Source organism: Kordiimonas pumila (assembly GCF_015240255.1).
In the GTDB taxonomy this organism is placed as follows: Bacteria; Pseudomonadota; Alphaproteobacteria; order Sphingomonadales; family Kordiimonadaceae; genus Kordiimonas; species Kordiimonas pumila.
On sequence record NZ_CP061205.1, the window covers coordinates 177,631 to 204,004 of the forward strand.

At 47.3% G+C, this 26,374-nt stretch carries 19 protein-coding genes; 7 read left to right on the forward strand and 12 right to left on the reverse strand.

The features are described from left to right. Positions 1-213 precede the first annotated feature (213 nt). Genes ICL80_RS00725 through ICL80_RS00745 form a run of 5 tightly spaced genes read left to right on the forward strand, consistent with a single transcriptional unit; the run spans position 214 to position 8,926 of the window. Positions 214-2,238 carry a hydantoinase/oxoprolinase family protein gene (locus ICL80_RS00725; RefSeq protein WP_194214236.1) on the forward strand — a complete coding sequence of 675 codons (2,025 nt, stop codon included), beginning with the start codon at positions 214-216 and terminating at the stop codon, positions 2,236-2,238. Further along, positions 2,235-3,911, forward strand: a complete 1,677-nt coding sequence (locus ICL80_RS00730; protein WP_194214237.1) for a hydantoinase B/oxoprolinase family protein — start codon at positions 2,235-2,237, stop codon at positions 3,909-3,911. Before ICL80_RS00725 ends, ICL80_RS00730 begins: the two co-directional genes overlap by 4 nt. 32 nt (positions 3,912-3,943) lie before the next feature. Continuing rightward, a complete protein-coding gene (locus tag ICL80_RS00735; RefSeq protein WP_194214238.1) occupies positions 3,944-6,028 on the forward strand; it encodes a hydantoinase/oxoprolinase family protein in 2,085 nt (694 codons plus the stop codon). After that, positions 6,025-7,716: a hydantoinase B/oxoprolinase family protein gene (locus tag ICL80_RS00740; RefSeq protein ID WP_228073707.1), complete on the forward strand. Its 1,692-nt coding sequence runs from the start codon at positions 6,025-6,027 to the stop codon at positions 7,714-7,716. The genes ICL80_RS00735 and ICL80_RS00740 overlap by 4 nt, the downstream gene beginning before the upstream one ends. Then, on the forward strand, positions 7,703-8,926 hold the full coding sequence (locus ICL80_RS00745; RefSeq protein WP_194214239.1) for a metal-dependent hydrolase family protein: 1,224 nt from the start codon (positions 7,703-7,705) through the stop codon (positions 8,924-8,926). Before ICL80_RS00740 ends, ICL80_RS00745 begins: the two co-directional genes overlap by 14 nt. A gap of 98 nt (positions 8,927-9,024) precedes the next feature. Here ICL80_RS00745 and ICL80_RS00750 read toward each other — a convergent pair whose 3' ends face one another. The 5 genes from ICL80_RS00750 to ICL80_RS00770 all read right to left on the reverse strand — a co-directional run bounded on the left by ICL80_RS00750 (position 9,025) and on the right by ICL80_RS00770 (position 15,798). Next, complete coding sequence (locus ICL80_RS00750; protein ID WP_228073708.1) at positions 9,025-9,948, reverse strand: LysR substrate-binding domain-containing protein; 924 nt, start codon at positions 9,946-9,948, stop codon at positions 9,025-9,027. Between the two features lie 72 nt (positions 9,949-10,020). After that, a complete protein-coding gene (locus ICL80_RS00755) occupies positions 10,021-11,571 on the reverse strand; it encodes an SLC13 family permease (RefSeq protein WP_194214240.1) in 1,551 nt (516 codons plus the stop codon). A 59-nt stretch (positions 11,572-11,630) separates the two neighbouring features. Next, positions 11,631-12,944 carry a M20/M25/M40 family metallo-hydrolase gene (locus tag ICL80_RS00760; RefSeq protein ID WP_228073710.1) on the reverse strand — a complete coding sequence of 438 codons (1,314 nt, stop codon included), beginning with the start codon at positions 12,942-12,944 and terminating at the stop codon, positions 11,631-11,633. 112 nt (positions 12,945-13,056) lie between these two features. Next, a complete protein-coding gene (locus ICL80_RS00765) occupies positions 13,057-14,685 on the reverse strand; it encodes a carboxylesterase/lipase family protein (RefSeq protein ID WP_194214241.1) in 1,629 nt (542 codons plus the stop codon). Between the two features lie 204 nt (positions 14,686-14,889). Beyond that, positions 14,890-15,798, reverse strand: coding sequence for a LysR substrate-binding domain-containing protein (locus ICL80_RS00770; RefSeq protein ID WP_194214242.1), 909 nt, complete (start codon positions 15,796-15,798; stop codon positions 14,890-14,892). 114 nt (positions 15,799-15,912) lie between these two features. On the opposite strand from ICL80_RS00770, the gene ICL80_RS00775 reads away from it, so the two are divergent. Next, positions 15,913-16,794 (forward strand): alpha/beta fold hydrolase, encoded by an 882-nt coding sequence (locus ICL80_RS00775; RefSeq protein ID WP_194214243.1) that lies wholly within the window; start codon positions 15,913-15,915, stop codon positions 16,792-16,794. 5 nt (positions 16,795-16,799) lie between these two features. On the opposite strand, the gene leuD is transcribed toward ICL80_RS00775, so the two are convergent. The 5 genes from leuD to ICL80_RS00800 all read right to left on the reverse strand — a co-directional run bounded on the left by leuD (position 16,800) and on the right by ICL80_RS00800 (position 22,612). Then, complete coding sequence (gene leuD, locus ICL80_RS00780; protein WP_194214244.1) at positions 16,800-17,408, reverse strand: 3-isopropylmalate dehydratase small subunit; 609 nt, start codon at positions 17,406-17,408, stop codon at positions 16,800-16,802. After that, positions 17,409-18,845: a 3-isopropylmalate dehydratase large subunit gene (leuC, locus tag ICL80_RS00785; protein WP_194214245.1), complete on the reverse strand. Its 1,437-nt coding sequence runs from the start codon at positions 18,843-18,845 to the stop codon at positions 17,409-17,411. It lies immediately after the preceding gene. Positions 18,846-19,056: 211 nt separating this feature from the next. Next, a complete protein-coding gene (locus ICL80_RS00790; RefSeq protein WP_194214246.1) occupies positions 19,057-21,462 on the reverse strand; it encodes a TonB-dependent receptor in 2,406 nt (801 codons plus the stop codon). A gap of 237 nt (positions 21,463-21,699) precedes the next feature. Further along, entirely contained in the window at positions 21,700-21,948 is a 249-nt protein-coding gene (locus ICL80_RS00795; RefSeq protein ID WP_194214247.1) for an MFS transporter, read from the reverse strand. Between the two features lie 31 nt (positions 21,949-21,979). Beyond that, the gene (locus ICL80_RS00800) at positions 21,980-22,612 is read right to left on the reverse strand and encodes a cation transporter (RefSeq protein WP_194214248.1); all 633 of its coding nucleotides are present in this window, start codon (positions 22,610-22,612) and stop codon (positions 21,980-21,982) included. A 76-nt stretch (positions 22,613-22,688) separates the two neighbouring features. On the opposite strand from ICL80_RS00800, the gene ICL80_RS00805 reads away from it, so the two are divergent. Continuing rightward, the gene (locus ICL80_RS00805) at positions 22,689-23,117 is read left to right on the forward strand and encodes a MerR family transcriptional regulator (RefSeq protein ID WP_194214249.1); all 429 of its coding nucleotides are present in this window, start codon (positions 22,689-22,691) and stop codon (positions 23,115-23,117) included. A gap of 200 nt (positions 23,118-23,317) precedes the next feature. On the opposite strand, the gene ICL80_RS00810 is transcribed toward ICL80_RS00805, so the two are convergent. Together ICL80_RS00810 and ICL80_RS00815 are read right to left on the reverse strand one after the other, a co-directional pair. Continuing rightward, the gene (locus tag ICL80_RS00810) at positions 23,318-23,740 is read right to left on the reverse strand and encodes an amidohydrolase family protein (protein ID WP_194214250.1); all 423 of its coding nucleotides are present in this window, start codon (positions 23,738-23,740) and stop codon (positions 23,318-23,320) included. A 61-nt stretch (positions 23,741-23,801) separates the two neighbouring features. After that, a complete protein-coding gene (locus tag ICL80_RS00815) occupies positions 23,802-26,294 on the reverse strand; it encodes a DUF2339 domain-containing protein (RefSeq protein WP_194214251.1) in 2,493 nt (830 codons plus the stop codon). Positions 26,295-26,374 lie beyond the last annotated feature (80 nt).

Genomic DNA, 26,374 nt, shown 5'->3' on the forward strand with positions numbered 1-26,374 from the left:
GGGGTGCAGCCCATAGCCTGCACCCCGCACGCCTGCTTCTGATTATTGCAGATACAGTAACGTTTTAAACTGAGTGTTAGACCAGACGTATGCGTCTGGTTACGGATGAGTGCAACCAAAATCAATAGCCATGTGCCGACAGGTTTTTCTCGAAAAGAGCGACTTTTGATCAGGATACCTATTGATATTCAAAATGGAACGTGAGTTTTAATTATGGGAAAATATCGTATCTCAGCAGATATCGGCGGAACCTTTACCGATTTTGTTATTGAAGACAAAACCACAGGCGACATAAAAATTGGTAAAGTGCCTACAACACCAGATAACCCGGCACGCGGCGTTTTAAGCGGCGTCGAGGACCTTGTTGGTAATGCAAAAGATATTGATTTCTTTGTGCACGGCACAACGGTTGGCCTGAATGCCTTTTTAGAGCGACGAGGCGCTCGTGTCCTACTTCTCATGACATCTGGTGTTAGCGATACATACACTATCGCTCGTGGGCACCGTGACACACTTTATAAATTACATTACCGCAAACCAGAGCAACTAGTGCCACGATCTGACGTACATGAGGTGGTAGAGCGCTTAAACTGGAACGGTGACGTCATTACACCTCTTGATGAAACTTCCCTCAAGCCCATAATAGAAAAAGTAAAAGCAGAAAATATTCCTGCCGTCGCAGTTTGCCTATTGCATGCCTACACAAACCCTGACCATGAAAAACAGGTGGGAGAAGTTCTCGCCGCAGCTTTACCAGGTGTTTCCATATCTTTATCGCACCGGGTTGCACCCGAATGGCGGGAGGTAGAGCGTGCATCCTCCACCGTGATGGATGCCTATGTTGCCCCAGTAGTAGAACTTTACCTTTCCACGCTAAAGCGGGAACTTGTTAAAGTTGGCATGGATGAAACTGTCCATGTGATGAGCTCGAACGGCGGAGTCATGACAGACCTGCATGCAAGCCGCCACCCTATCACAACGCTTTTATCTGGTCCTGTTGGCGGTAGCATCGGCGGTGTTGAACTTTCTAAAGCGACAGGCTTAAAGAATTTACTCTGTGTTGATATGGGCGGCACCTCTTTTGACCTCAGCCTTGTTGTTGACGGACAACCAGAACTTTCAAACGAGACAGTCCTGCAAGGGTTGCCCCTTTTAATGTCCATTATAAATATTGAAACCGTAGGCGCTGGCGGAGGCTCCCTTGCATGGATAGAAAGTGGCGGGCTGCGCGTTGGCCCACAAAGCGCCGGGTCTGTTCCGGGGCCTGTATGCTACGGCAGGGGTGGCACTCAGCCTACTATTACAGACGCCAACCTGTTTTTGGGCAGGCTGGGCGTAGAATCACTTCTGAACGGCGCAATGTCACTTGACCTGCCGAACACAGCAAAAGCCTTTGCGGAACTCGCAGGTAAAATCGGTTTAACCGACATAGAACTGGCAGAAGGCATGATTGCTATCGGCAATGCAAAAATGGCTGATGCCATGCGCACTATCACTATTGGGCGCGGTATCGACCCTAGAGAATTTACCCTTGTAGCGTTTGGTGGTGCAGGGCCAATGCATGCGGTGGAGCTTGCCCGCGAGCTGGATATTGAGCGTATTATAATACCTCGCTTCCCGGGTACATTCTCTGCTTGGGGTATGCTGCAAAGTGATATCCGGCATGATCTAAGCATAACACACTACGCCCTTTCAGACGATGTCGACAAATCTGTCATTGCTGGTTTGTTTGAAGATATGCGCACAAAAGGCACTGCTATTTTAGTCGAGGAAAATGTCCTCGCGGAAGATATGACATTTAGCTTTTCTATCGACCTGCGCTATGTAGGGCAGGAATATACTATCAGTGTACCTGTCTCTGATAGTCTTGATCTGGATGAGACCATTACAACGTTCCACGGTCTTTACCAGACGCGCTACGGGCATGCCTTGCATGGATCCCCCGTCGAGATCATTACCCTTCGAGTGGCCGCACTTGGGCACCTTCCAAAGTCTTTGCCCTACTCTGCTCCAACCGATACAGGCACTGACCCTGTTGTCGGCCAGAGAGACATTATATTCAATGGCACAACATATCAGGCACCCATCCTGAAACGTGACTTCATGTCCCAAGGCCAATCATATTCAAGCCCTGCTGTGATCGAGGAGGCAAGCGCCACAACGATCATACCACCAGGCTACGGTTTTGAACTTGACCCAAGCGGCAACATAATTATTCAGGCGGAAACCATATCATGAGCAATCCACACACTAATCCAATCACAACTGAAATTATCCGAAACGCCTTTAATTCTATCGCCGAAGATATGAATGCGGCCTTGATCAGAAGCGCTTATACGCCTGTGATATACGAGGGCAAAGACTGCGCTGTTGCACTGCTTGATGAAACGGGTGAGGTTCTGGGGCAATCCCTTGGTTTACCCCTATTTCTTGGTAACCTTTCCCTGTGTGTGCAAATCGTTGCTGACATGCGCGGCTGGGATTACTTCGGCGAAGGCGATGTCATATTTTTAAATGACTCTTATATCGCGGGCACGCACCTTAATGATGTTACCGTTATTATGCCTATTTTTTGGAAAGGCAAACGGGTTGGCTTTGCTACGTCGCGGGCGCACTGGCTTGATGTGGGGGCAAAGGATGCCGGTCAATCTGCAGATTCTCATGAAATTTATCAGGAGGGAATGCGCTGGGCCCCAACCAAGGTTTACAAGAACGGCGAACCCTGTCAGGAAATTCTCACTTTCCTAAAACTCAATAGCCGTTTTGGTGACGCCCTTCTTGGTGACCTGCACGCACAAATCGCGGCAGGAAAAACAGGGGAAATGCGGTTTAACACCCTTTTGGATCGCTTCACCAGAGAAACTGTTCTAGCTGCTCGGGACGATATTTTCCGGCAATCCGCCGAAATGGAACGCCAAACTATTAGCGCTATACCAGACGGGACCTACACAGCTGAAGGTGCCCTTGATAATGATGGCCTGTCAAATGAACCCATCCCGGTAAAAATGAAAGTTGATGTTAAAGGGGACAAAGTCACCATAGATTTAACCGGGTCTGCCAAGCAAGCACGCGGTGCTGTCAACTGCGGTGAAACCCAAACCATTTCAGCGGCACGTGTTGCCTTTAAACTGTTGATTAATCCTGAAAGACCGGTTGATGGTGGTACTTTTTCCTCCCTTAAAGTTATTGCGCCCGAAAAGTCTATTTTTAATGCACAAGAACCAGCGGCCTGTTCATGGTACTTTTCATCGCTTGGCCTGCTGATCGATTTATTCGTGAAAGCCATGTCACCTGTAATGCCAAAAGCAGCAGCCGCAGCGCACTACGGCGATTCAATGGTTATTATCCTAAGCGGTTATAATCCTGAAAAAAATGACGAATTGTATGTTTCTATTGAAGCCAGCACCGGGGGTTGGGGTGCATGGTCAGAAGGGGACGGTCAAGACTGCCTGATCAACAATGTGAACGGCAGTTTCAAGGATTATCCTATCGAAGTTTATGAGCATAGGTACCCTGTTCGCATTATGAAATACGGTATTCGCAGCGACAGCGGCGGAGCAGGCATGTACCGCGGCGGCAATGGTAGCTACCGCGAATATCATGTAACAAGCGACACCAGCCTGTCATTGTGGTTTGAACGTTCCCACACAACCGCTTGGGGCTTGGACGGCGGCATGCCCGGGAAAGCACCTGAGGTTACAATAACGCACCCAGATAACACCGTTGTTTCTGTTCTAAAAACCAACGCCATGCCCCTTAAGGCTGGCACGGTAATTTTAACACAGACAGGTGGCGGGGGCGGGTACGGTGATGCAAGCAAAAGAGATGCGGCACATATAACCCGTGACCTGAAAAATGCCTACATCACGGAAAAAGAGGCGCACACGCGCTATAATAAAGCACTCTCTTGAGCAAGTCCTGAGTAATCTAAAGGTAATCTGAGATGTCAAACATTAGAGCCGCAAGTGACATAGGAGGCACCTTCACAGATCTGGTTTATTGTGAAGTTGACGAAAAATCCGGTGCCATAACAGGCGTTAAGGCTGTCAAGGCCCACACAACACCGGGGCAGTTTCAGACAGGTGTGATGAACAGCCTAAAACTTGCCGGTGTTGGAAAAGACGAGCTATCCTTCTTTGCGCACGGTTCTACTGTTGTCATTAATGCCCTTACCGAGCGTAAAGGCGTAAAAACCGGGCTCATTACTACACGGGGTTTTAAGGATATTCTTGAAATAGGCCGAGGGAACAGGCCTGATTTTTTCAATCTTAAATATCAGAAACCTGAAGTATTTATCCCGCGGCATTTAAGGCACGAGATTACAGAGAGGCTATCGCACAAAGGCGAAGTCCTTACGCCGTTAAATACAGAGGAACTGGCACCCATTTTAAAAAGCTTTGCAGCAGAAGGTGTGCAGGCAATTGCCGTTTGTTTATTGCATTCATATGCAAACCCAGAACATGAGCAAATAATATGCCGTGAGATTCAGCGTATTTCACCCGGTATGACACTGGTTGCATCACACCAAATTTCACGGGAATGGCGGGAATATGAGCGCACCAACACAACGGCTTTATGCGCTTATGTAAAGCCGGTCGCCTCAGCATACCTCACTGAAATGGAAACATCTCTTAAGGAAGGTGGCTTTAAGGGGTCTTTCTATGTGATGCAATCTAACGGCGGCATTGACACGGTAACAGCCGCAAAAGAAACACCTATTTCCATTGTTGAATCAGGCCCGGCAAGCGGTGTTCTAGGGGCTGCCGCGCTCGGTAAACTTTTGGGGATAGACAATATTATTGCCTTTGATATTGGCGGTACTACGGCCAAATGCTCGCTCATTGATAATGGTAAAGTCAGCCTTACAAACCAGTATATGATTGAAAAGGATGCGCGCTCTGCGGGCTATCCAATCATGACACCGGTGGTAGATATCGTAGAAATTGGCAATGGCGGCGGTTCCATTGGTTGGGTTGATGAATTTAACAAAATGCATGTGGGGCCCCAAAGTGCTGGCGCATTGCCCGGCCCTGTTGCCTACGGGAAAGGCGGTACAGAACCAACCACAACTGACGCCAATATTATGCTAGGCCGAATTAACCCCAATTATTTTATTGGTGGTGAAATTAAAGCCGACGTTGCCGCTGTTAAAAGCGCTTTTGAAGTCCTTGGTGAAAAGCTTGGCATCCCCGCGATTGATGCGGCAAGAGGTGTCATTAGAATTGCCAATAACAATATGTGCAATGCGCTGAAACTTGTTTCCATCAACCGGGGCTATGACCCGCGTGACTTTACAATGGTTGCGTTTGGCGGTGGTGGTGCCATGCATGCTGCGTCTCTCGCAAGAGAGCTTAATATTCCACAGGTTGTTATTCCAGCTCATGCTGCTGTTTTTTCTGCATGGGGCATGCTGTTGTCTGATTTGCGCCGGGACTATTCACAAACATTACCCATGCCTCTTATTGCATCGAATGCAGAGAAAATATCCGCAACATTTAAAAGAATACGGGCCGAAGCTCTCGAAGCTTATATGGCTGAAGGTATTGAAGAAGCCGATGTATATTATGATCAACTGCTTGAACTGCGCTATGAAGGGCAAGAACATACGGTCCAAATAGATGTGCCTGTCGGCCCTGTAGATGTGCAAACCTTGGATCTTATAGTCAGGGAATTTAACGCCTCTTATGAGCGTAAATACACATATGTGCTCGATAATAGTATTGAACTGGTTAGCTTCAAAGTTACTGCTTTTGCCACAGTAGAACGGCCCGCTCTTGGTAAACTTGACCCGTCTGATTTTGGATCACCTGAAGATGCCATAAAGGAGATACGGAAAGTTGACTTCGATGAAGACGGCATTATGGAAACAGCTATTTATCAACGAGAAAAGTTGGCACCCAATACCCTATTTATAGGACCAGCTATTGTTGAAGAATCAGGCAGTACTGTTGTTATTCTTCGTGACCAGCACGTTCGGGTTGATGAGTACGGCAACCTTCATATTACAGTGAAGAGGAGTCCGCGATGACACGCCAAACAACGGCAAAGGCCGGTATTATGGACCCAATAACAACTGAAATAATTCAAAGTTCCCTGACCGCAATTACAGATGAAATGTTCGCAACAATGCGAAAAACGGCTATGAGCTCAATCATTTATGAGGTTTTGGACTTTGGTGTTGCCATGATGGATGCGGCAGGAAATCTGGCCAGCTCAGGGTCTGGCATACCCGGCTTTATAGGCATGCTGGAACCCGGTGTCCGTTCTGTCATCAAAAAATTTGACCCCGCCACACATGTGTTTCCTGGCGATATTTTCATGACCAATATCCCCCATCACGGCGGTGTTAGTCATCTGAATGATGTAGTGTTGGTCTTACCTGTATTTGTAGAGGGGCAATTAATAGCGTGGCTTGCCAATAAAGCACACTGGGTTGATATTGGCGGCTCATTCCCTGGCAGCATTAGTGCAGATGCCGTGGATGTTTATCAAGAGGGTCTGCAACTTCCTTGTATTAAAGTCATTGAAAGCGGTAAAACCAACCAGTCGGTTCTAGACATTTTAGCAATGAACAGTCGCATGCCAGATATCACGATAGGGGACTTTTGGGCTGGAATAGCTTCCATGCGCGCAGGCGAACGCAGGCTCTTATCACTGGTTGAAAAATATGGCTTTAACGCTGTCATGTTCGCAATAACAGATTATATAGCGACTGGCGAAGCAATGTCCCTTAAGGCCTTGAAGGCTCTTCCAAAAGGTACTTTTAAAGCAGCTGATATTACCGATGGCGGGACCCCCATTTGTGTATCAATTTCCATTTCAGATACCGAGTTTTTAGTAGACCTTCGCGGTAATCCGCCACAGAGTAAAGATGCGTTCAATGCATCCTTTGACGCGACCTTTGTCGGTGTGCAGATGATCTATAAGTCCATTGCCGGATCGCAGTCTGTTGCAAATGCAGGTACCTTCAGGCCGCTTAAACTGCTAGTGGACGACGACAGCATGTTCGCAGCCCAATATCCAGCTGCAATGAGCGTTTATTATGAAACAAGCATCATGTTGTTTGACCTGATGTGGAAAGCTCTGGCACCTATTTTACCCGAATTTCTGCCCGCCGGACACTATGCCTCCATCTGCGGTACGTTCATGGGCGGCCCACACCCTGAAACTGGTAAGAATCATAGTATTGTTGAACCCCAAATTGGTGGCTGGGGTGCCTGTTATGATAGAGACGGCCTTAATGCGCTCTACACCGGGTATCACGGAGATACTTTTAATGTGCCCGTTGAAATAGCAGAGCAGCGCAATGGTATCATGATTGACAAATTATCCCTGAATGAAGAACCGGGCGGCGAAGGTGAGTTTATTGGCGGTAAAGGGATAAACCTTCATTACCGCATTCTGCATGATGATTGGTGGATAACCATGGCGTATGTTCGGTCAAAGAATGGGCCATGGGGACTGAATGGCGGCTTGGAAGGCAGCACAAATTATGTTTCCATTCTCCGCAAAGATGGTAGTGAACAGCAATACAGCAGTTGTACAGCCATACCTTTGAAAAAAGACGATGTTGTTAAAGTTGCCACGGCAAATGGTGGTGGGTACGGTGCCCCAAAAGACCGACCGGTCGCAAAGGTCTTGGAAGATATTAAAAATGGCTATATCACCAAAGAACGTGCCTTTGAAATATACGGGGTAAAAAATGAGCTGCAATAACAACACGCTATATCTTAAAAATGTTCAAATTTTTGACGGTGAGCACAACCGGATATCAACACCCTCTACTATAGAGATAGAAGACGGCAAATTTCGCACGGTAACAGAAAATGAAATAAGCGGAGACCATACACAAAGCATAGACTTAACTGGTAAGTTTATAATTCCGGGTTTAATTGACGCACACTTTCATGCCTATGCTTCTGATCTGGACTTCAGCAAACTGGAGCAAATGCCTGATACATATCATGCATTAAAAGGCAGCAACTTATTGACGGCTGCACTCAAACGCGGCTTTACGACCGTGCGAGATGTGGGCGGTGCCGATTATGGTTTATGGAAAAGCTTGGAAGAAGGCCTTTTTGAAGGCCCACGCCTTATATATGCGGGCCATGCCTTAAGCCAAACAGGGGGCCACGGTGATACACGCCAACCCTCTATGGAACCTTGTGCATGCGGACAGTCAAGCCGCCTGTCAAAGGTTGTTGACGGTGTTGATAATGTTCGCAAAGCAGCCCGGGAAGAACTGCGGCGCGGCGCTAGCCATATCAAAGTGTTTGTTTCAGGCGGTATTTCTTCTCCAAGTGACCCGGTATGGTCGCTGCAATATTCTGATGAGGAACTAGAAGCGATTGTTGACGAAGCCACAAGGCGCGGCGCGTATGTGGTTGCCCACGCCTATACACCCGAAGCAATTGAACGATCAGTGCGTGCAGGTATTCGCTCAATCGAGCACGGTAACTTAATTACTCAGGAAGTTGCAGAATATGTCAGTTCTAAAGGTGCTTTTGTAGTACCCACACTTGTTACCTATGATGCTATGAGCCAGTTTGGCGCTGAGGCGGGTGCACCTGCGACATTACTTGAAAAACTAGGTGATGTAGCCGGTAAGGGATTAGAAGCTATACGCCTTTGCAGGCAAGCTGGTGTTAAACTTGGCTTTGGGACAGACCTTCTGGGAGAACTGCATCAGTACCAGCGGCAGGAATTAATACTACGCAGCCAGATTGAAACGCCTTTTGAAGTGCTCCATTCTGCGACTAGTGTTAATGCCGAGCTGGTTCATATGTCCGGGCGTATAGGAGTTATTGCCGAAGGTGCGTTCGCTGACTTCCTTATTCTAAACAGCAATCCTCTTGACGGCTTAGAGTCTCTTGCAAACGGTACATCTATCGAAGGAATATATAAAGCAGGCCAGTTGGTTGGGTAACCTAATGCTCACAATAACGATATACTAGTGCGGCCTGCTTATCAGCAAGACGATAGGCAGTAACAATTTTAAGTCAGAAATGCTGCTTTAGGTTACCTTTATGGCAACCGCCACGGAACCGGTGTTAAAGCCATTTTCATGAGCCGAAGAAACTCACTGACACGCGCCGTTTTTTCACTTCTGGTGCTTAGAAGAGCAACAATGTGGGCTGAAGGTAAATGGTAGTCAGGCAAAAGCCGCAATAAACGCCCAGCCTTCAGGTCTTCAGCAACATCCCATTCAGAACGCAGTATAATACCGTGTCCTTCTTCCGCCCAAAGCCGGCTTGATTCACCGTCATTACTGGACATCATGGATGTCATACGAATATTGAAAGGGTTACCGCGTGCATCTTCAAACTGCATTAAGGTAACATCTTCATCATTCTGGCGCAGCGCAATAAAATGGTGATCCACTAACTGATCGGGTGAGCTAGGTTCACCGTGCTGCTGCAAATAAGCAGGCGCAGCACATAAAAACCGCTCGTTTGGAGCAAGGGCATGCAAAATGCGCGAGGAATCTCGTAGTTCCCCAATATGAATAGCAATGTCCCATGTATCTTCCATCGCAAGTGCCGGGCGTTCTGTCAGGACAAGGGTTAATTTCACATCCGGGTTTTCCCGACGAAACACCGCCGCCAGAGGAGCAACATACCGCCGCCCAAAACCAAGCGGGGCGATGATACGCAAATGCCCGCCAACAACACCTCGGCGCGCACTTAAAGTTTCGGTAATATCATCAAGATCTTCAAGGACATTGCGGGCACGGTCTAGTAAAAGCTGGCCCTCATCTGTAAGTCTAAGCCCCCGTGTCGTGCGGTCAATCAATCGTAAATGCAGTCGCCCTTCAAGCTGACGCAAACGCTGTGTCACTGCTGACGGGGTAACATCTTGGGATCTAGCAGCAGCAGCAAGCGTTTCTGCGCATGCGACTGTTACAAAAAAGCGTAAATCCTCCAAAGATATTTTTCTATGCGGTGCCACCCCAATACCCCCGTTGCAACTATTCGTGAATGCTACCCATATGCGTATGACAACTTACATAAGCAAAGCTTGTTATAGCATGTTCCTTTCTACAACCAGCAATACTAGTAACGTGATCAGCACTGCGCCGATTAAATTTAGGGCGAAACCCGCACGCGACATACCAGCAATGCTCACCCAGCCACTGCCATATACAATGGCATTCGGAGGTGTAGCAACCGGCAGCATGAAAGCAAACGAGGCTGACAAGGTGGCAGGTATCATCAGCATAAGAGGTTCATATCCACCCGCCACAGCTACAGCACCAATGATAGGAAGTATCATTGCCAGGGTGGCCGTATTGGATGTTAGCTCAGTCATAAATGTAACAACGATACAAACAACAAAAATAGCACCTATAAGGGGCAAAACAGACACACCTGTTAATTGCAAACCAATCCACTGATCAAGCCCGGTTTTGCCAAACCCTGCCGCCAAAGCAAACCCACCCCCAAACAATAACAATATTCCCCACGGCACCCTGCTTTGAACTGTTTCCCAGTCAAGGATAAAAAACTCACGGCTTCCTTCAAGCTCCGTGCCTTTGCCAAAGTTTACTGGAATAAGCATCAACAAAAGCCCCATCGCCATAGCAACGGTTGCATCATGTATGAGTTTTGCTTCAGGAAATAAGCCCGACCACCCGGGCACCACCCAAAAACCAATATCAATAGGCTCTCTAAATACCCAAAGCAGTGCCGTAGAAAGGAAGATAAACCCGATTATTTTTTCCGGGCGTGACATTTTTCCCAAAGCTTCCAATTCGCCTTTGATGATGTCCGACCCTGAACTGCCAAACTGAATATTTTTCATGGGGACAGGTGAGACAAACTTACACAAATAAAGCCATACTATAGGTAGAAAAACGCAGACAAGTGGAACAGCCATAACCATCCACTCAAAGAAGGAAATATTAGCACGGTCAGGATATAGGCCTTTATAAAACCCAACAAAGACAATATTTGCCGGCGTACCAATAAGGGTGCCAACACCGCCAATACTTGCAGAGTAAGCGAGGCCCAACATCATCACCAGCCCAAAACTTTGCTGAATTATCTGCTCAGTGGTTTTACTGCGCTCACCCTTCAGCGAGGCTTCACTAGCTATTTGTTTTACTACAGCCATCGCAACCGGCAACATCATCATTGTTGTGGCAGTGTTTGAAATCCACATGGAAAGAAAGGCAGAAGCCACCATAAAACCCAGAACAATCCGCTGTGGGTCAGTGCCAATAACAGAAATACACCAGATGGCAATGCGCTTATGGAAATTCCATTTCTCCATGGCGAGCGCAATCATAAAGCCACCCAAAAATAGAAACACAAGATGATTTGTATAGTTGGGCGCCACCTCGCTACTGGACATAATGCCAAGCGCAGGAAATAAAATAAGCGGTAACAAGGCGGTTGTTGTAATGGAAGCACCACCGCCCATCCACCAAATAGCCATTAGAACCACCACCGCCAAAAGGCTTTGCCCCGAGGCTGTCATCCCCTCCGGCTGCGGCATTAGTAACAGGATAAAGAAAATGACCAAACCACTAAGCAGAACACCCATTTGTCTTTTAAATATAATACTTGTCAAAGAAACACCTATTCCTGATACAATCAGCCTACATGCGGCAAAACTCAGTGTTCGTTATTTTAATTAGCCCGGCTTAACTGGTAAATCATTAAGGCAGCTCGCTTTGTAGCGACCGGCAGGGAGGATAGATCAAAGCTTTCCTTAGGAGAGTGTGCCCCTTCGCCGTACCCACCCATACCAGCCAAAGAGTCTGCATAGGGTGCTACGAATGAGATGTCAGCTGCACCCCGCCTTAAGGGGTCAAGAATATGCATTGGGCCGCGCCCCAAAGACTGATTTATCTCTGACAGCCTCTCATAAAGATGAAGATTTCTCTCCGTTGGAGCCATTGCAGGATAGCCATCATCAAATGTTATTGTTGCGTTTGTGACTGGCAGATGCTGTTGCACAATAGCCTGCATCGCTGCTTTTGTACGTATAGTCTGCTCTTCCGATACGGTACGCATTTCACCGCGCACAACGGCGCGCCCTGGAATAACATTTGGTTTGCCGTAAAAATTACCCGCAGCTACATCACAGCCAGCAGTGACCTCGGTTCCCCCTGCAATGGTACCTGCATTAAAGGTAAGATACGCATCGCCGCGAACAGTTTCGTAAAAATCATTCAGGATTCTAGCAGTCTCAAAAATGGCACCCGCACCAGCTTCTTCAGTAAAAATCTGCGATGAATGACCCTGTTTTCCATCAACCTCCAGACACCAGCCCGTATAGCCCCGCCGTGATACTGTAGCCCATTCACCTTTTTCATCACGCATAGCATGCTCAAAACCCAGAGCAACATCTGCCCACTTGCCTGCATCGATCAGCGCTTTTCGAGTTACAGATACAGGGGTGCCAGGGGATTCTTCATCACCGCTAAACGCAACAACAATCCGCGTATCTTTCAAAGCACCTACAGCATGCAGGGCCTTCAAGGCCTGAAGGATGATAATATTACCCGACTTCATATCAGTAATACCCGGCCCTGTGGCCCAGTTGCCGTTACGTTCAAAGTGTTGAAAAGCATCATCAGGCTCGAAAACCGTATCCAGATGACCAATCAATACTATCTTTTTACCGCGGGTGCCGTTTGTGCGAGCAAACAGGTGCCCTGCCCGTTTCATATCAGCAGGAAGTTGAATCCACTCTGTATCAAGGCCAATAGCAGAAAGCTCTTTTTCCAACTGATCCGCGACCGCTTTTACGCCCGAGATATTTAGGGAACCACTGTTAATATTAACTGATGCTTCAAGCAGGTTAATGCTTTCATCATTATGAGCATCAATCCATGCCGTAATTTGAGCTTCTGTTGCAGTTAAAGGTTCCTGACCATATACATTCCCGCCTGTCATAAACACAGAAAAGATAAGAAAAACCACATATATACGATACATAACCGCCTCCTCATTACTGCGCACCAAAAAGCTTAATGGTGTAGTATGCACAAATGATACACAGTACACACACTAAAGGATAACACCTACGCCTGCAGGTGTTACTCACATTTTAGTCATTACCCATCAAGCTCCAGGACTGCTCAACAGAGGCGCGGGTTTCCCCCCATGCCCGGCGCTGTGCAGACATAGGATCTGAAACAAGGCGTATCTCCGGGCCAATTTCCATCGTTTGCCTCTGTTCTGTGTCATATGTGGCCCAGTCAGGTGTCGCAGGTGTATCTGGATCGCCATTTCTTGCAAAAGAGGCCCATATATCCATGGTGTTGTTAGCAATTTCAGCACGACGCGGATCATCCCCCGTGAAAACCTGCACATTAGGTTCATTTATCACGCCAAATACAAACGGGATTTCCATGGCATGGGACCCACCATAGCTTTTGTGCGTAGAATTAGACCTGTATGTAAAAAGATACATGTAAACAGGCTGCATTTTGTACATATCCGCCGCAAGATCAATTGCCGGTAAACGCAGAGCAACATCAGATGCAATCTGAATAACAGTATCACCCCACTCTGGATATTCAGCGCGGTAAGCATCAATAATATACTGGGCCTTATCCCCAGCAATATCTGTCATTTGCTTCAAGAGGAGTTCTTTTGGCTTACGGGTAATACCCAAGTCTTCAGCAGTGGCAAAATACCGCATTTCTTCAAACGTTGTACCTATCAGCACCGGCACACGGTGCCCCTTGCCCGCCGCAATTGTACGGTGAGGCGCTTCTTTGAGAACAACACCATCAACAATATGCCCAAAAACACCGAGGTCCCCACCTTCAGAAAAGAGCTTTTCCTGAACATGCAGCAAATCTTCCATAGAAAGCGCCTGAAGATCATCCGCTGTTTTCGCACCAGCAAGTTCCATGAACCGCTTAGTCAGCTTAATTGCGCGTTCTGTCCTGCCTGCATCACGCAGTGGCCCACCACTTTGCAGAATAGCCTTATGGAATAGGTCTGCGCTCTGAGGCATTGCAAGTAAATCACCTACACTTGCAGCACCAGCAGATTCACCAAAAATCGTTACATTATTAGGGTCACCGCCAAAGTTTTCGATATTGTCTTTTACCCACTTGAGGGATGCAATCTGATCAAGCAGCGCTACATTGGCACTTTCTGCATACCGCTCATCACCCAGAAGCCCCAAAGCCAGAAAACCCCATGCCCCCATGCGGTAATTGATACTAACAACAACCACATCACCGCGATTAGCCAGATGCTGTCCATTGTACCAATTGCTTGATGTTGCCCCAACAACAAAGCCGCCACCATGAATCCAAACCATGACAGGGCGCTTTTTATGGTCTACGCCCGGTGTCCAGATATTAAGTCCCAAGCAGTCTTCAGATATAGGGTCATACTTAATTTCCGTATCATCTTCTGTCAAAGTTTGTGGGCATGCTGGTGGAAACTCCAGTGCATTATATGTTCCTGCCCAAGCTTCTGGTGCTTCTGGTGCCTTGAATCTGAGTGCGCCAACAGGAGGTGCCGCATAACGGATACCACGAAAAGCATTAATGCCACTTTTCAGGTGTTCCCCTTTTACAATCCCTTGTGCGGTTTTAGCTTGCACGTAACTTGTATCTGCCTTTACCGCCGTATTTGATAGCGTTAAACCTAAAATGCACGCGATCAGGGCAGCATAAAGTTGCGCTCGTGTAGAACTTAGGCTGGTAATTTTCATATGGGTTCCTCCCTCCAGAAGCACGCCGCACATTAGTACAAAAACCCCTGCATATCAGGCGAGGCGATCCATTAATCAACCATAATCAGGATGTACTATTGCTTAGCTTACTCTAAGTATTACAGAGGCCCATATGTGTAGCAATGACCCATTTGTGATTATATTATGCACATTTCGTAAATAAAGGAAGAAGCTGAAACCTCGTTAAATCATAATTTCCCTGAAATGTTGTTCCAGAAAATCCAAGCACACTTTTAGCTTTGCTGAATGTGACCTTCGCATAGGGTAAACCCCCCAAATAGATGCCATTTGAAAGCAATTTGGTAACACCTGAACCAGCTCACCCTCTTTTAGGTGCTTTTGCACTTCCCATGTGGACCGTAACATTATGCCATGCCCATCAAGTGCCCACTGAGCAACAATTTCACCAAAGTTGGATGACATGGGGCCATCCACCCTAATCGTCTGTGGCTTGCCATCACATTGCATATGCCAAATGCCAAAAGGGTTGCTGCGCTCTTTGATGACAAGGCAGTCATGGTTTCTCAAGTCATCTAAAGACTCTGGTATTCCTTTCCGCTGCAAATAACGAGGTGCAGCACAAAGAATACGCCGGTTATCAAGAAGCTTGGTTGAGATATACTGATCTGGCAAATCATCCCCTACCCTGATTTCCAGATCAAATTCATCTCTAATAATGTCTACCGGCCTATCAAATAATTCAAGATGAAACTCCATCTGTGGATACTGCCTTGAAAGCAAGGAAAGCGCCGGGGCAATATGAATACGGCCAAACCCAAATGTGCTACAAACCCGCAGTAGCCCTTTTGGTGACGTTCGTGTTTGAGAGAGCTCCCCCGCCATATCGCTTAAATCACCCAAAACCTGAGAGGCCCAATGCTGGATTTTTTCGCCGTCTTCGGTCAAAGTAACCTGACGGGTAGAACGATGTAATAATTTGGCCTTGAGAGTGTCTTCAAGTATTTTAATACGCTTGCTTACATAAGCAGGCGATTGTCCAAGTTCTGCCGCCGCCGCAACAAAGCTCTGTTTACGCAAAACGGTCAGAAAAACTCTCAGGTCTTCCGGTTGCGGCAATTGTTCACGTTTCATAATTTAATGAGCCACATTTGGGTTATTTATTATACAATAAGGAAAGTATAGCATAGCAGCCAATGGTAACAAGCTCTCATGCTCTGGCATTTATCAAAACTCGGTGCAAAACTTATGTTTACTCATTTCAAAAGCAAAAACTGCCGCGTTAATAATGTTAATATTCATTACCGTATTGGCGGCAATGGCCCGGCGCTTTTGCTTTTACATGGTCACCCGCAAACACATATGATCTGGCATAAAATTGCTGATGAGCTTGCTCAACATTTCACAGTTGTCGCCGCAGACCTGCGTGGATACGGCGATAGTGAAAAGCCTGCGATCACGAGCGATAGTACAGCCTATTCAAAACGCACGATGGCTCAAGATCAGATAGAGCTTATGGGTAAACTGGGTTTTGAACAGTTTTCAATACTGGCACACGACCGCGGCGCACGTGTGGCACACAGGCTCGCGCTTGACCATCCTGCGGTTGTCCAACGTATGGTTCTGCTTGATATTGCTCCAACGCTTGCCATGTATGAGCAAACAAATCAGGCATTTGCACGAGCTTACTGGCACTGGTTTTTCCTAATACGCCCCGCACCACTCCCTGAAACATTAATTGAAGCAAACCCTGAAGGGTATCTCCGCAGTGTGATGGGCACACGGAGTGCAGGCATGTCACCCTTCACAGATGCAGTCTTTAGCGAATACCTCCGCTGTATCAGTTTACCGGGTGCTGCAACAGGTATCTGCGAAGACTACAGAGCCAGTGCAGGCATTGACCTTGAGCATGACCGACAAGATCTTGAAAAAGGCCATAAAGTGAACTGCCCGTTAATGGTTTTATGGGGCAAAGAAGGTACTGTCGCGCAGTGCTTTAACCCCTTAGCTGAATGGCAAAAAATTGCTGACGATGTAAGGGGCAGCACCTTACCATCAGGGCATTACATCCCTGAAGAAGTACCAGATATATTACTGTCGCAGACCATGCCTTTTTTAAAGGGAATATAGCGGCATTAACCAAGCCATGGGTTATCTCTTAAATAGCCCTCTTCAAATGTATTAATAGAGCTTACCATTTTCAATGTGCTACCAATGGCGTCTAAGCCTTCAAGCAGGGCATTTTTGCGTATTGGGTCAATGTTAAAACTCAGGCTAACCTGCTCTGGGAGCAGGATTTTTTGATTGGGTAAGTCAATGCTGATTTCTTCACCAGAGCCTTTTTGCGAGAAAGCTTCTATTATCTGTATTTGTTCATTGTCTAATTCAATAAGCAACAAGCCATTACGTTGGCAGTTATCATAAAAGATACCCGCGAAACTTGTTCCAATCAGCGCCCTGATACCCAACTGCTTCAACCCCCAAACAGCGTGTTCACGGCTTGAGCCACAACCAAAGTTTGGACCAACAACCAAAAATTTAGCGCCCTGCCATGCCGGGCGGTTTAATACAAATTCTGGGTTGGGTGTGCCAGACGTAAGGAAGCGCTGATCAAAGAAAACACCCTGATCAAGACCAGACCTATCAATACCCATCAGGAACTGTTTAGGCATGATCACATCGGTATCTATATTTGCTGCAAGCATAGGGGCAGCGATACCCGAAATTACACGAAATGCTTCCATTTACACTTCCTTACCCAAGTTACGTACATCAAAGAGGTGCCCCTTTATGGCCGCCACAGCAACCATCGCCGGGCTCATAAGGTGCGTGCGTACGCCAGCCCCTTGACGACCCTCAAAGTTTCTATTCGTACTTGATGCGCAGCGGTCACCCGGCGCAAGAATATCATCATTCATAGCAAGACACATAGAACAACCAGACTGCCGCCATTCAAAGCCTGCTTCGATAAAAATTTTCGACAAGCCTTCCGCGTCTGCCTGCGCCCGGACCAGAGAAGACCCTGGCACGATCATGCCCCTGACACCAGGGGCAATTTTGCGACCCTTTACCACACAGGCCACTTCGCGCAGGTCCTCAATGCGGGCATTTGTGCAAGACCCGATAAAAGCATGCGTAATGCTAATATCTTCTATAGGTTTTCCAGCCTCAAGCCCCATATAATCCAGTGCTCGTTCAAGGCCTTTACGTTTGGAAAGGTCTGGTTCTGTTTCAGGGTCAGGAATTCGGCTACCAATTGTAACCGCCTGATCAGGGCTCGTGCCCCATGTCACCATCGGCTGGATATGATCGATATCCAATATAACTTCTTTGTCAAAAACTGCACGATCATCAGACCGAAGGTGTCGCCATTTCGCCACGGCCTGCTCCCACAACTTACCTTTCGGAGCACGTGGTTTATCTTTAAGATACTTAAACACTTTATCGTCAGGTGCCATAAAGGCACCCCGCGCACCTGCTTCCACCGCCATATTGCAAATAGTCATCCGGGCTTCCACACTTAGGGCATCAATAACAGGCCCAGTGAACTCAATGGCATAGCCAGTTGCCCCAGAAGCCCCAATCTGCTCAATAACAGCCATGATGATATCTTTTGAGGTAATACCAAGCCCAACAGCGCCTGTCAGTATAACGCGCATGGTTTTAAGCCGCTTATAAACAAGGGTTTGGGTTACAAGCAGATGTTCAATTTGGGAGGTTCCAATACCGAAACCAAAAGCGCCTAAAGCGCCGTATGTCGTTGTATGGCTATCACCAGCCGCGACCACCATGCCTGGCAGGATGAAGCCCTGCTCAGGCGCAACCACATGCTCGATTCCCTGACGGGCATCAAGAATATCAAAGAGTTCTATGCCAAACGCATCGCAGTTTTCTTTAAAATAACTGACCTGTAATGCACCGCCTTCATCTGGTTGCACAGCTTTACGCTGAACCTCGGTTGAGTTTACATGATCAACCACCGCCAGTGCAGTTTCTGGGCGCCGCACACGGCGTTTTGCATCCCTTATGCCACTAAAAGCTTGGGGACTGGTATATTCATTGAGCACTTGACGGTCAATATACAGGAGCACATGACCGTTATCATCAAGTGTACTCACGGTATGTGCATCGATATGTTTATCATACAGGGTGCGGGGGCGTTGCTGCGTGTTCAAATTCATTATCATCTTACCAATGAAAGTCAAAATAGCCTTCAGTGCTATATGTCGGGGATTAAAACTGCGAACCTCAACTTGGTGAGCAATTACTTGTGCACACAGATGCGCGCCATACCAAAATCAATTTCCAAAGATGCACTTGCACGCGGGCAGAACCTGCCACGCGTGCTGTTTTTATCGATTACCTATGCGGTACAATACCTAAGCTATCTGCCTAGAAGTGATAGGCCGCACTTAAACCAATAGTCCGCGGACGAACAGTTGTTGCGTAAAAGAGCGGATTACCCACATCATCATGGAAACGACCCATCTCTGGCGTGTTCTGAAGCAGGTTTGTACCATAAACCGATACATCGAATGCCCCAATAGTGGCGCCCAGACGAGCACTTAGCAGAGTGATAGCCGGATTAGCGATATTATCCGGATCATAGCTTGTTGTGATCGGATCCCGGTCTGGAGTATTGCCCTGATCGCGTGATGTATATGTATAATCAAGCCTCACATAAGCATTATTGCCAGCCAAGGCAAAATCATACTGGCCAGACAGCTGCAGATTCCACGGTGAAATACCGAGGGAGTTGCCATCGTTTGCTATAACAGTTGCAGCACCCGTGCCACCTTCTGGTGCACCGTACGCTGTTTCACCATATTGAGCGTCAGTATAGCTACCGGAAGCCTCCAGAAGCAGATCTGCAATAGGCTGTACTGCAATCGCAAAATCAAACCCTTTAATCTTCACACTGCCAAGATTGTCTTTATACGCAGACGTTATACAGCCTGTATTTGTTACATACTGCTGTACATCGCTCCAATCAATGTAGAAGGCACTACCTTTCAGTTTCACACGGCCATCTGCAAGACGGGTGTTACCACCAACTTCATAGCTCCAAAGATTATCAGACTTATATGTGTCTGGCGCCTCAATACCAACTGGGCAGCCCGGTGTACCAGGATTTGGTGAAGCGAAGTTTACGCCGCCAACCCGGTAACCTTTACCTGCAGTAGCATAGAGCATAGTGCCGTCTGATGGCTCCCACGCAAGGGAGATTTTGGGCGTGAATGGCTTTTCTGTCGGGGGGGAACCATAAAGCGGTTCAGGCAACCCATTACAGGTTTTACAAAGCAGTGGACCGCTCACTTCACGCTGGAAATCCAGCTTTGTATGCGCATACCGCAAACCAACTGTCATCTTCAGGTTATCAAGGAACGCATATTCCAGCTCACCAAATATTGCAGCCTGCTTGTCGATCGCTGTTTGGTCGATGATAACACTGTAAACGCCGTCGATCAGGCCGTCACCAAAACAATCGGCCGCCTCGATTGAACAGCCATACACTTGCTCTGTAAGTTCAGGCAAAAGAGGGTCTACAACATCCTGGTATGTATAGAGCTTTGATCTCTGATACACAGCGCCAATAACCCACTGAAACCTGCTGTCTTCATTTGTTGATTGCAGGCGCAGTTCCTGTGTGAAGTCTTTTTGCTCAACGCCCGCTAAAGATGCCACACGGTAATCACTTACCGGGTCCCTCGGCGTTGGGTCACCAACGAGCGCTGCCCAGTTAAAGTTTGAATAGTCTGACGAACGATCAAGAGTCCGGTCAAAATAAGAGGTATTGGCGATCAGCTCTGCGCCGCCCAAATCCCATTCAATTTTAAGCGCGCTCAACGCATATTTATCGTCCGTTGGTTCAGCCTGCGTGTGGCCAGTCACAAAATTTGCAGAATCCGTATCCGAGAGGTCACTCCAAAAATAATTTGTACCGTCAGAGCTTCTATCTTGATAGAGGATAGACGGTGTAATTGTCAGGTTGTCGGTAACGGCAAGCTTCAACGCGCCGCGGAAAACAAGTGTTTCCTCACCATTAATGTCTTCTTCTGTAACATCTGTACCAGTAAACGGTGCACGATCTATGTAACCACCAGATTTTCTGTAAAGCATGCTTGCGCGGAACCCAAGCTTTTCCTCGATAATCGGGCCACCTACCGCAGCACCTGCCTCGTAGCTCATCTCACCGCCTTCAGTTGTGCTGATTTCGCTTTTTACCTGACCGGAATATTCGTTTAAGTCAGGCTCTGGTGTAATAAAGCGAATAGTGCCGCCCATTGAACCTGTGCCAAAAAGTGTACCTTGCGGGCCACGCAGAACTTCAACCCGCTCCAGATCAAATATCTGTGGGTATGCTGTCTGGGTTACGACACCTGTACCAGCGCGCACCTGAATGGGTGTTTCATCAATGTAGATACCGGTTGTGGAAGCACCTACACCTGAAGAAACACCGCGAATAGAAATGCCACTTACCAGATCATTTGCCGGTGCAAAATAAACCCCCGGCGTAAAATTGGCCACATCATCGATCGACTTAATACCCTTTGCTTCCATTTCAGATTCTGAATAAGCATCAAGGCTCATGGGTATCTTGTTAATTGATGCAGACCTGCGGGTTGCTGTTACCACAACTTCTTCAATCTCAATGTCTGAGACATCATCTGCCTGCGCCGGTGCAAACTGTGGCAGCATAGCGCCAAGCACAAAACCAGCTGTAGAGAGTGTGAGTAAATTTTTATGGTGTATTATCAGGCCATGCCGCGCCTTTTTAGATTTTAATGGCATACTCATGGTGCGTTCCTCCTTGTTTTCCCTCCCTCAAACTCACACAATCAAAGAGGCGAAACAATTTAGCTGGAACTTAATTATATATTTATATAGTACTTAATAATATTCTCTACCACTAACAAGATTCATACCATAACCATATGAAATACTTGCAGAATGTACCTGTTCACTTGATTATCTAATTTTTTATAGTGGCGGGCCACAAGAGACCCAAAATCCTTTTATAAATCTGCGAAAACTTTATGAGCGCTGCATTTTAGTGTGATACGCCATACCAACAACAGCCGCACACGCAATGAAGCTAAAGAATATACCAATATAAAATGTCACGGCGGATCCATGCCGGTCCCACATATATCCAGCAATAATATTCGCTATCAAAAACGCTAACCCTTGTGAAAAATTAAAGAAACCAAAGGCCGTTTCGCGCATATCATCGGGCGTGTTATCCACCACCATTTTAGCAAGTAATCCTTGTGTCACACCCATATGCGAATGTAACCCTACTAACACATGCAAATTAGTGCTGATGCGTTTCATGGTCTTGCTGCAACTCCGTGCGGGCCTGCCGAATGATTAATATCGCAGACTGGCAAAATAGAGCAGCCATACCGCCCGCCACAATCAGGTCAGGCCACATGCTCTCAGTCACCCAAATGCCAGATGCCGCCAATATGACCGCCACATTACCAATCGCGTCGTTCCGGCTGCACAGCCAAACAGAGCGCACGTTCGCGTCACCGTCCTTAAAGCGCATCAATAGAAGCGCACAAAATACATTGGCAGCAAAAGCTGCAAAGCCAATCGTCCCCATCGTTATGGGTTCAGGGACAGCGTCACCCAGCATACGGTACACAGTGCTACCCAGCACCCATGCAGCAATAGCTAGCAACGAAATGCCCTTAAAAAGACCGGCCTTTGCCCTGACAGCAAGCGACATTCCAATAACAACAAGGGAAATTGTATAGGTGGCGCTGTCTGCCAGAAAATCGAGCGAATCTGCAAGCAGCGCCATTGAGCCAGATGCAAGGCCTCCTGATACTTCCACCAAGAACATGGCGAAATTAACAGCAATCACCACCAGCAACACGCGTTTGTATGCCTGCGAGGCACCATCAAACTTCACATCATCACCGCAGCATCCATGAGACATTGTTATACCTTTCTGATCTGTATTCATGAATACAGGCATACATGCTATAGTAACTGTAGGAGCAAGAGGAAAAAACATGCTTGAAAAATTTATGATAGGCGACCTTGCAAGGCAAACTGACTGCAAGGTGCAAACCGTTCGCTATTATGAAGATATTGGCTTAATGCCTTTGGCCCAGCGCGCTGAAAACGGCAGGCGTATGTATGACCGCAATGACCTTGAGCGGTTGAACTTTATCCGTCACAGCAGAGATATGGGTTTCACTCTCGATGATATCAAGGCCATTTTGGCCCTTGCAGATCAGCCAGACCAACCATGTGATGCTGTAGACCATATCGCGCGCAACCACCTTAAAAAAGTAGAGCGCAAAATCACTTCACTCCAAGCACTACAATCAGAATTAAAGCGCATTGTTAGCCACTGTGAAGGTGGCACTGTCGCTAACTGCCAGATTATTCATGTACTAGCTGATCATAGCCTGTGTGAAAAACACGGTAAAAAGTGATGCCAACTCGCTAGTATCACTTCCATATTACACTCCACCAGTGCCTTTCGCAGAACAGAGGTAATCGGCAGGTACCGCTAAAGGCTATTCATGAAGGCTAAAATTCGGGAGGCACAGAGGTGTGTAACACATGCCCCCCGAAAGGTTCATCAATCACAACCCTTTGGGAACAGTTGCGATTGATGAGAAGTTTTTCATATTTAATATGACTGAACTTTTGCTGCACCGATTTGTTTTTTGGGTGGGTCTACAGGTTCGTGTATAGGCAGAACAAACTGACCTGCATGCATAACAGTGCGGCCATTAATGATCACCGCATCAACTTTGCCAAGGTCATCTAGATTTTTTACTGGGTTGCCATCAAGCACAATTATATCAGCGAGCTTACCTGTTTGAATGGTGCCAAGCCGGTCATCCATCCGCAGAATTTCTGCACTGGTTTTGGTTGCGGCAACAAGGGACTCACTGTTTGTACAGCCAATTTCAACAAGGCTTTTGAGTTCGTCGATATAGGCATGTGGCATATAGTTGATCCAGTCAACGATCAGGTCTGTACCAACACCAATTTTAATGCCCTGCTTTTTCATCTTTTTCAGCATGGTTGCAATTGTGTCTTCGTTCAATTTTAAGCACCGCTGCTAGAACAGCGGTGCCAGTGTTTATTTAAACCAAATGTGAAGTGACTTATTGTTTCGGTTTATCAGATGATTTAGCTTCATTAGTTTCGATGATTCGTCCCAGTTGAATGTGCCGAAAATATTGGTACAAATAGCCTGTTGCGATAAGTACGACACCTAACCCCATGAAAGAAAGCGCGCGCGCGATACCTTCAAGGTGGCTCATGTCAAACACAAAGACTTTCACCACAACGACAGCCAGCAAGCCAACTCCAACCATCCGGAGTTTACGAACATCAAAGCGCATACCAACAATCATGAGTGTAACAGCATATAAGAGCCACGCAGCTGAATAGGCGTAGCACTCCCAATCGCTCGCGGGGCCTGTGCCACCACTTGGGTAGAAGATGTGACGCACTTCCAGCGTAACCCATTCAAAGCTGGCAAGGAGGCTAACAAGACCGTAAAGAACCATACTGTCTTTCTCACCTACCTTGTTGGCCAACCAGACTTTGGCAGCATAAAGAGCAGCAGGCACAAAAAACTGCAGCAGCTGTAGGTTAACAATCGGCCATTCGCCAACATTCAGTTCACGGAAGAAGATATTGTTGAACAACCCACCAGCAACAATCAGCCCAATAACGCTTACCACTGTCATCAGCTTACGAACGATGCTGAGAACACCGGTGTTATCATTCTGCTCCTGCCAGTAGAGAATAACGCCTGCGGCTGTCCAGTTGATGGTTTGAAGGGCTGCTTCCAGCGATGTTGGATCGCCTAACAGATGATTTCCGTCTGACACCAGAACCCTGATTTCAAGCGTGGTGAAGGCAATGAGCAGCAAAGCGCTTCCGGCTTTCAGAACAGATACCAGGCTGTCCTCATTTTGATTATCACCAAACAGTTTGGCCGCATAGGCAAACATCACAGCTGTCAGGCCGTAGCCATACCAAAGCCAGTTAATGACAGGCATGGCACCCGGATCGCCGTACCCAAAGATTGCCGAATTGAAGAAGAGACGTACCAGAACAATAGCAGCAAGGCCAATCGCCAACGTGCGCAGACCCTTAACCTCGGTTTTCTTCCAAATAAAGCCCAAGGCTAACACTTCAGTTGCAAGGGCAAAGCTTAACCAAGCATCCTCAAGGAGAATAGCAAGCGTGAGTGACAGGGCACCAGCCGCACCAGCCGCATAGACGGCCAGCGGCACTCTCCATTCAGATGTTGCTTTTCGGTTGCACTGCTCTGCTGCAATAGCAAAGAGAACTGCCATAACAAAAGAGATAGCCGCAAACGGCACATTATTACTGTGGCCGTCCATCCGCCAATAATCGATGAGCAAAATGATTATCGGATACCCTGCCCCAATAGAAGCCCACAAACCTTTACGGAAAAGTACCCCGAGGCGACTGTATGCAACAATACCAACCAGTCCAGCAAGCCCGACTGACACAATGAGAAACACTTCAAAGCCGGGCGCTTTAATAGGTAAATGCGCAAAGGTATTCGATGCTGTTTGCCCCATAAAATCTGTGAGGTTAGCGAGTGACGGCAAATGCCACGTTGCGAGCAAAAACAGGCTACCGAGGAGGCCGATCACAAATCCTGTATCATATTCGGCACATTCTTCAGAGCGCGTCCTAACAGGAACAGCGGCATATAAAAGGCCAACAAGACCAGAACCCGCCAGCAACAATGCTTCAAGACTATAATGCTCCAGACGCACCATACCAACAAGCAGAATGGCACAAAGAGCCATGATACAATCTGACAATATGCTGATCGGATGACTTGGAAACAGTCCTAACACTGAACTGTCCGTCGTCCGTTCTGAGCTTGCACCACGAAGCATCCACTGGTTGATACCACCGAGAGCCAAAACAAAAAGCCCTACCGGCAAAATGTCGCCTGCATGCCAGTTTGTGGCAATCCAACTCACAACCCAGCCACTAGCGATGACAAGCGACGCAACCGTAATATCTGTCCAGCGGTGCTGACGAGCACCCCAGAGACTAGCTGCGATGATAGCAAGCAAATATGGAAACAGTCCCCATGCACTTGGTACATTAGCAGACACCATAAGGGGCACTGCCATACCCGCAACCAGACCAATATAGGCAAAATATCTGCCATGCATCCGTGCAAGCCACGATGCACCAAGCGATACTAGCGCCAATATCGCAAATGTAAGGGTTGAGGATAATAGCTCATAAAGGGCATAAGCACTATAAACCGAGGCAAAGAGTGTAAACAGTCCGCCCGCTGCAACTGCACCGGGAATATAATTAGGCCGGTCCTTGAGCCAGCTCACAACCTGTTGTTTGCGGCGCACCCATTCCCCGAACGCTAAAAGTACAAGTCCGAATACAGCCCCTATCGAGACCCGGATAACCGGATGTAAAAGGCCTGAATCAATAGAATACTTAACCATAAAGGCCCCGCCAAAGGCGAGAGCAATACCGCCGATCCACATCATCCACTTGGATGACAGGTCCCCTTCCATTCGTTCTGGCATTTGTGTGCCATTAGTTGAGCCACATGGCTCTTGTTCTCGTTCCATTTTTTCCTCCTGCGAATCAATAAATGAACGATGTTCAATTGTTATTATTGCATTTGTGAACATTGTTCAATATAAAAATG

Bases quoted from the DNA above. Each gene is read 5' to 3' on its own strand.
- ICL80_RS00775 (WP_194214243.1), top strand. From the start codon at position 15,913: ATGTTTACTCATTTCAAAAGCAAAAACTGCCGCGTTAATAATGTTAAT.
- ICL80_RS00740 (WP_228073707.1), top strand. From the start codon at position 6,025: ATGACACGCCAAACAACGGCAAAGGCCGGTATTATGGACCCAATAACA.
- ICL80_RS00815 (WP_194214251.1), bottom strand. From the start codon at position 26,294: ATGGAACGAGAACAAGAGCCATGTGGCTCAACTAATGGCACACAAATG.
- leuC (WP_194214245.1), bottom strand. From the start codon at position 18,845: ATGAATTTGAACACGCAGCAACGCCCCCGCACCCTGTATGATAAACAT.
- ICL80_RS00725 (WP_194214236.1), top strand. From the start codon at position 214: ATGGGAAAATATCGTATCTCAGCAGATATCGGCGGAACCTTTACCGAT.
- ICL80_RS00765 (WP_194214241.1), bottom strand. From the start codon at position 14,685: ATGAAAATTACCAGCCTAAGTTCTACACGAGCGCAACTTTATGCTGCC.
- ICL80_RS00730 (WP_194214237.1), top strand. From the start codon at position 2,235: ATGAGCAATCCACACACTAATCCAATCACAACTGAAATTATCCGAAAC.
- ICL80_RS00790 (WP_194214246.1), bottom strand. From the start codon at position 21,462: ATGAGTATGCCATTAAAATCTAAAAAGGCGCGGCATGGCCTGATAATA.
- leuD (WP_194214244.1), bottom strand. From the start codon at position 17,408: ATGGAAGCATTTCGTGTAATTTCGGGTATCGCTGCCCCTATGCTTGCA.
- ICL80_RS00770 (WP_194214242.1), bottom strand. From the start codon at position 15,798: ATGAAACGTGAACAATTGCCGCAACCGGAAGACCTGAGAGTTTTTCTG.
- ICL80_RS00795 (WP_194214247.1), bottom strand. From the start codon at position 21,948: ATGGGTGTGACACAAGGATTACTTGCTAAAATGGTGGTGGATAACACG.
- ICL80_RS00805 (WP_194214249.1), top strand. From the start codon at position 22,689: ATGCTTGAAAAATTTATGATAGGCGACCTTGCAAGGCAAACTGACTGC.
- ICL80_RS00745 (WP_194214239.1), top strand. From the start codon at position 7,703: ATGAGCTGCAATAACAACACGCTATATCTTAAAAATGTTCAAATTTTT.
- ICL80_RS00800 (WP_194214248.1), bottom strand. From the start codon at position 22,612: ATGTCTCATGGATGCTGCGGTGATGATGTGAAGTTTGATGGTGCCTCG.
- ICL80_RS00760 (WP_228073710.1), bottom strand. From the start codon at position 12,944: ATGTATCGTATATATGTGGTTTTTCTTATCTTTTCTGTGTTTATGACA.
- ICL80_RS00735 (WP_194214238.1), top strand. From the start codon at position 3,944: ATGTCAAACATTAGAGCCGCAAGTGACATAGGAGGCACCTTCACAGAT.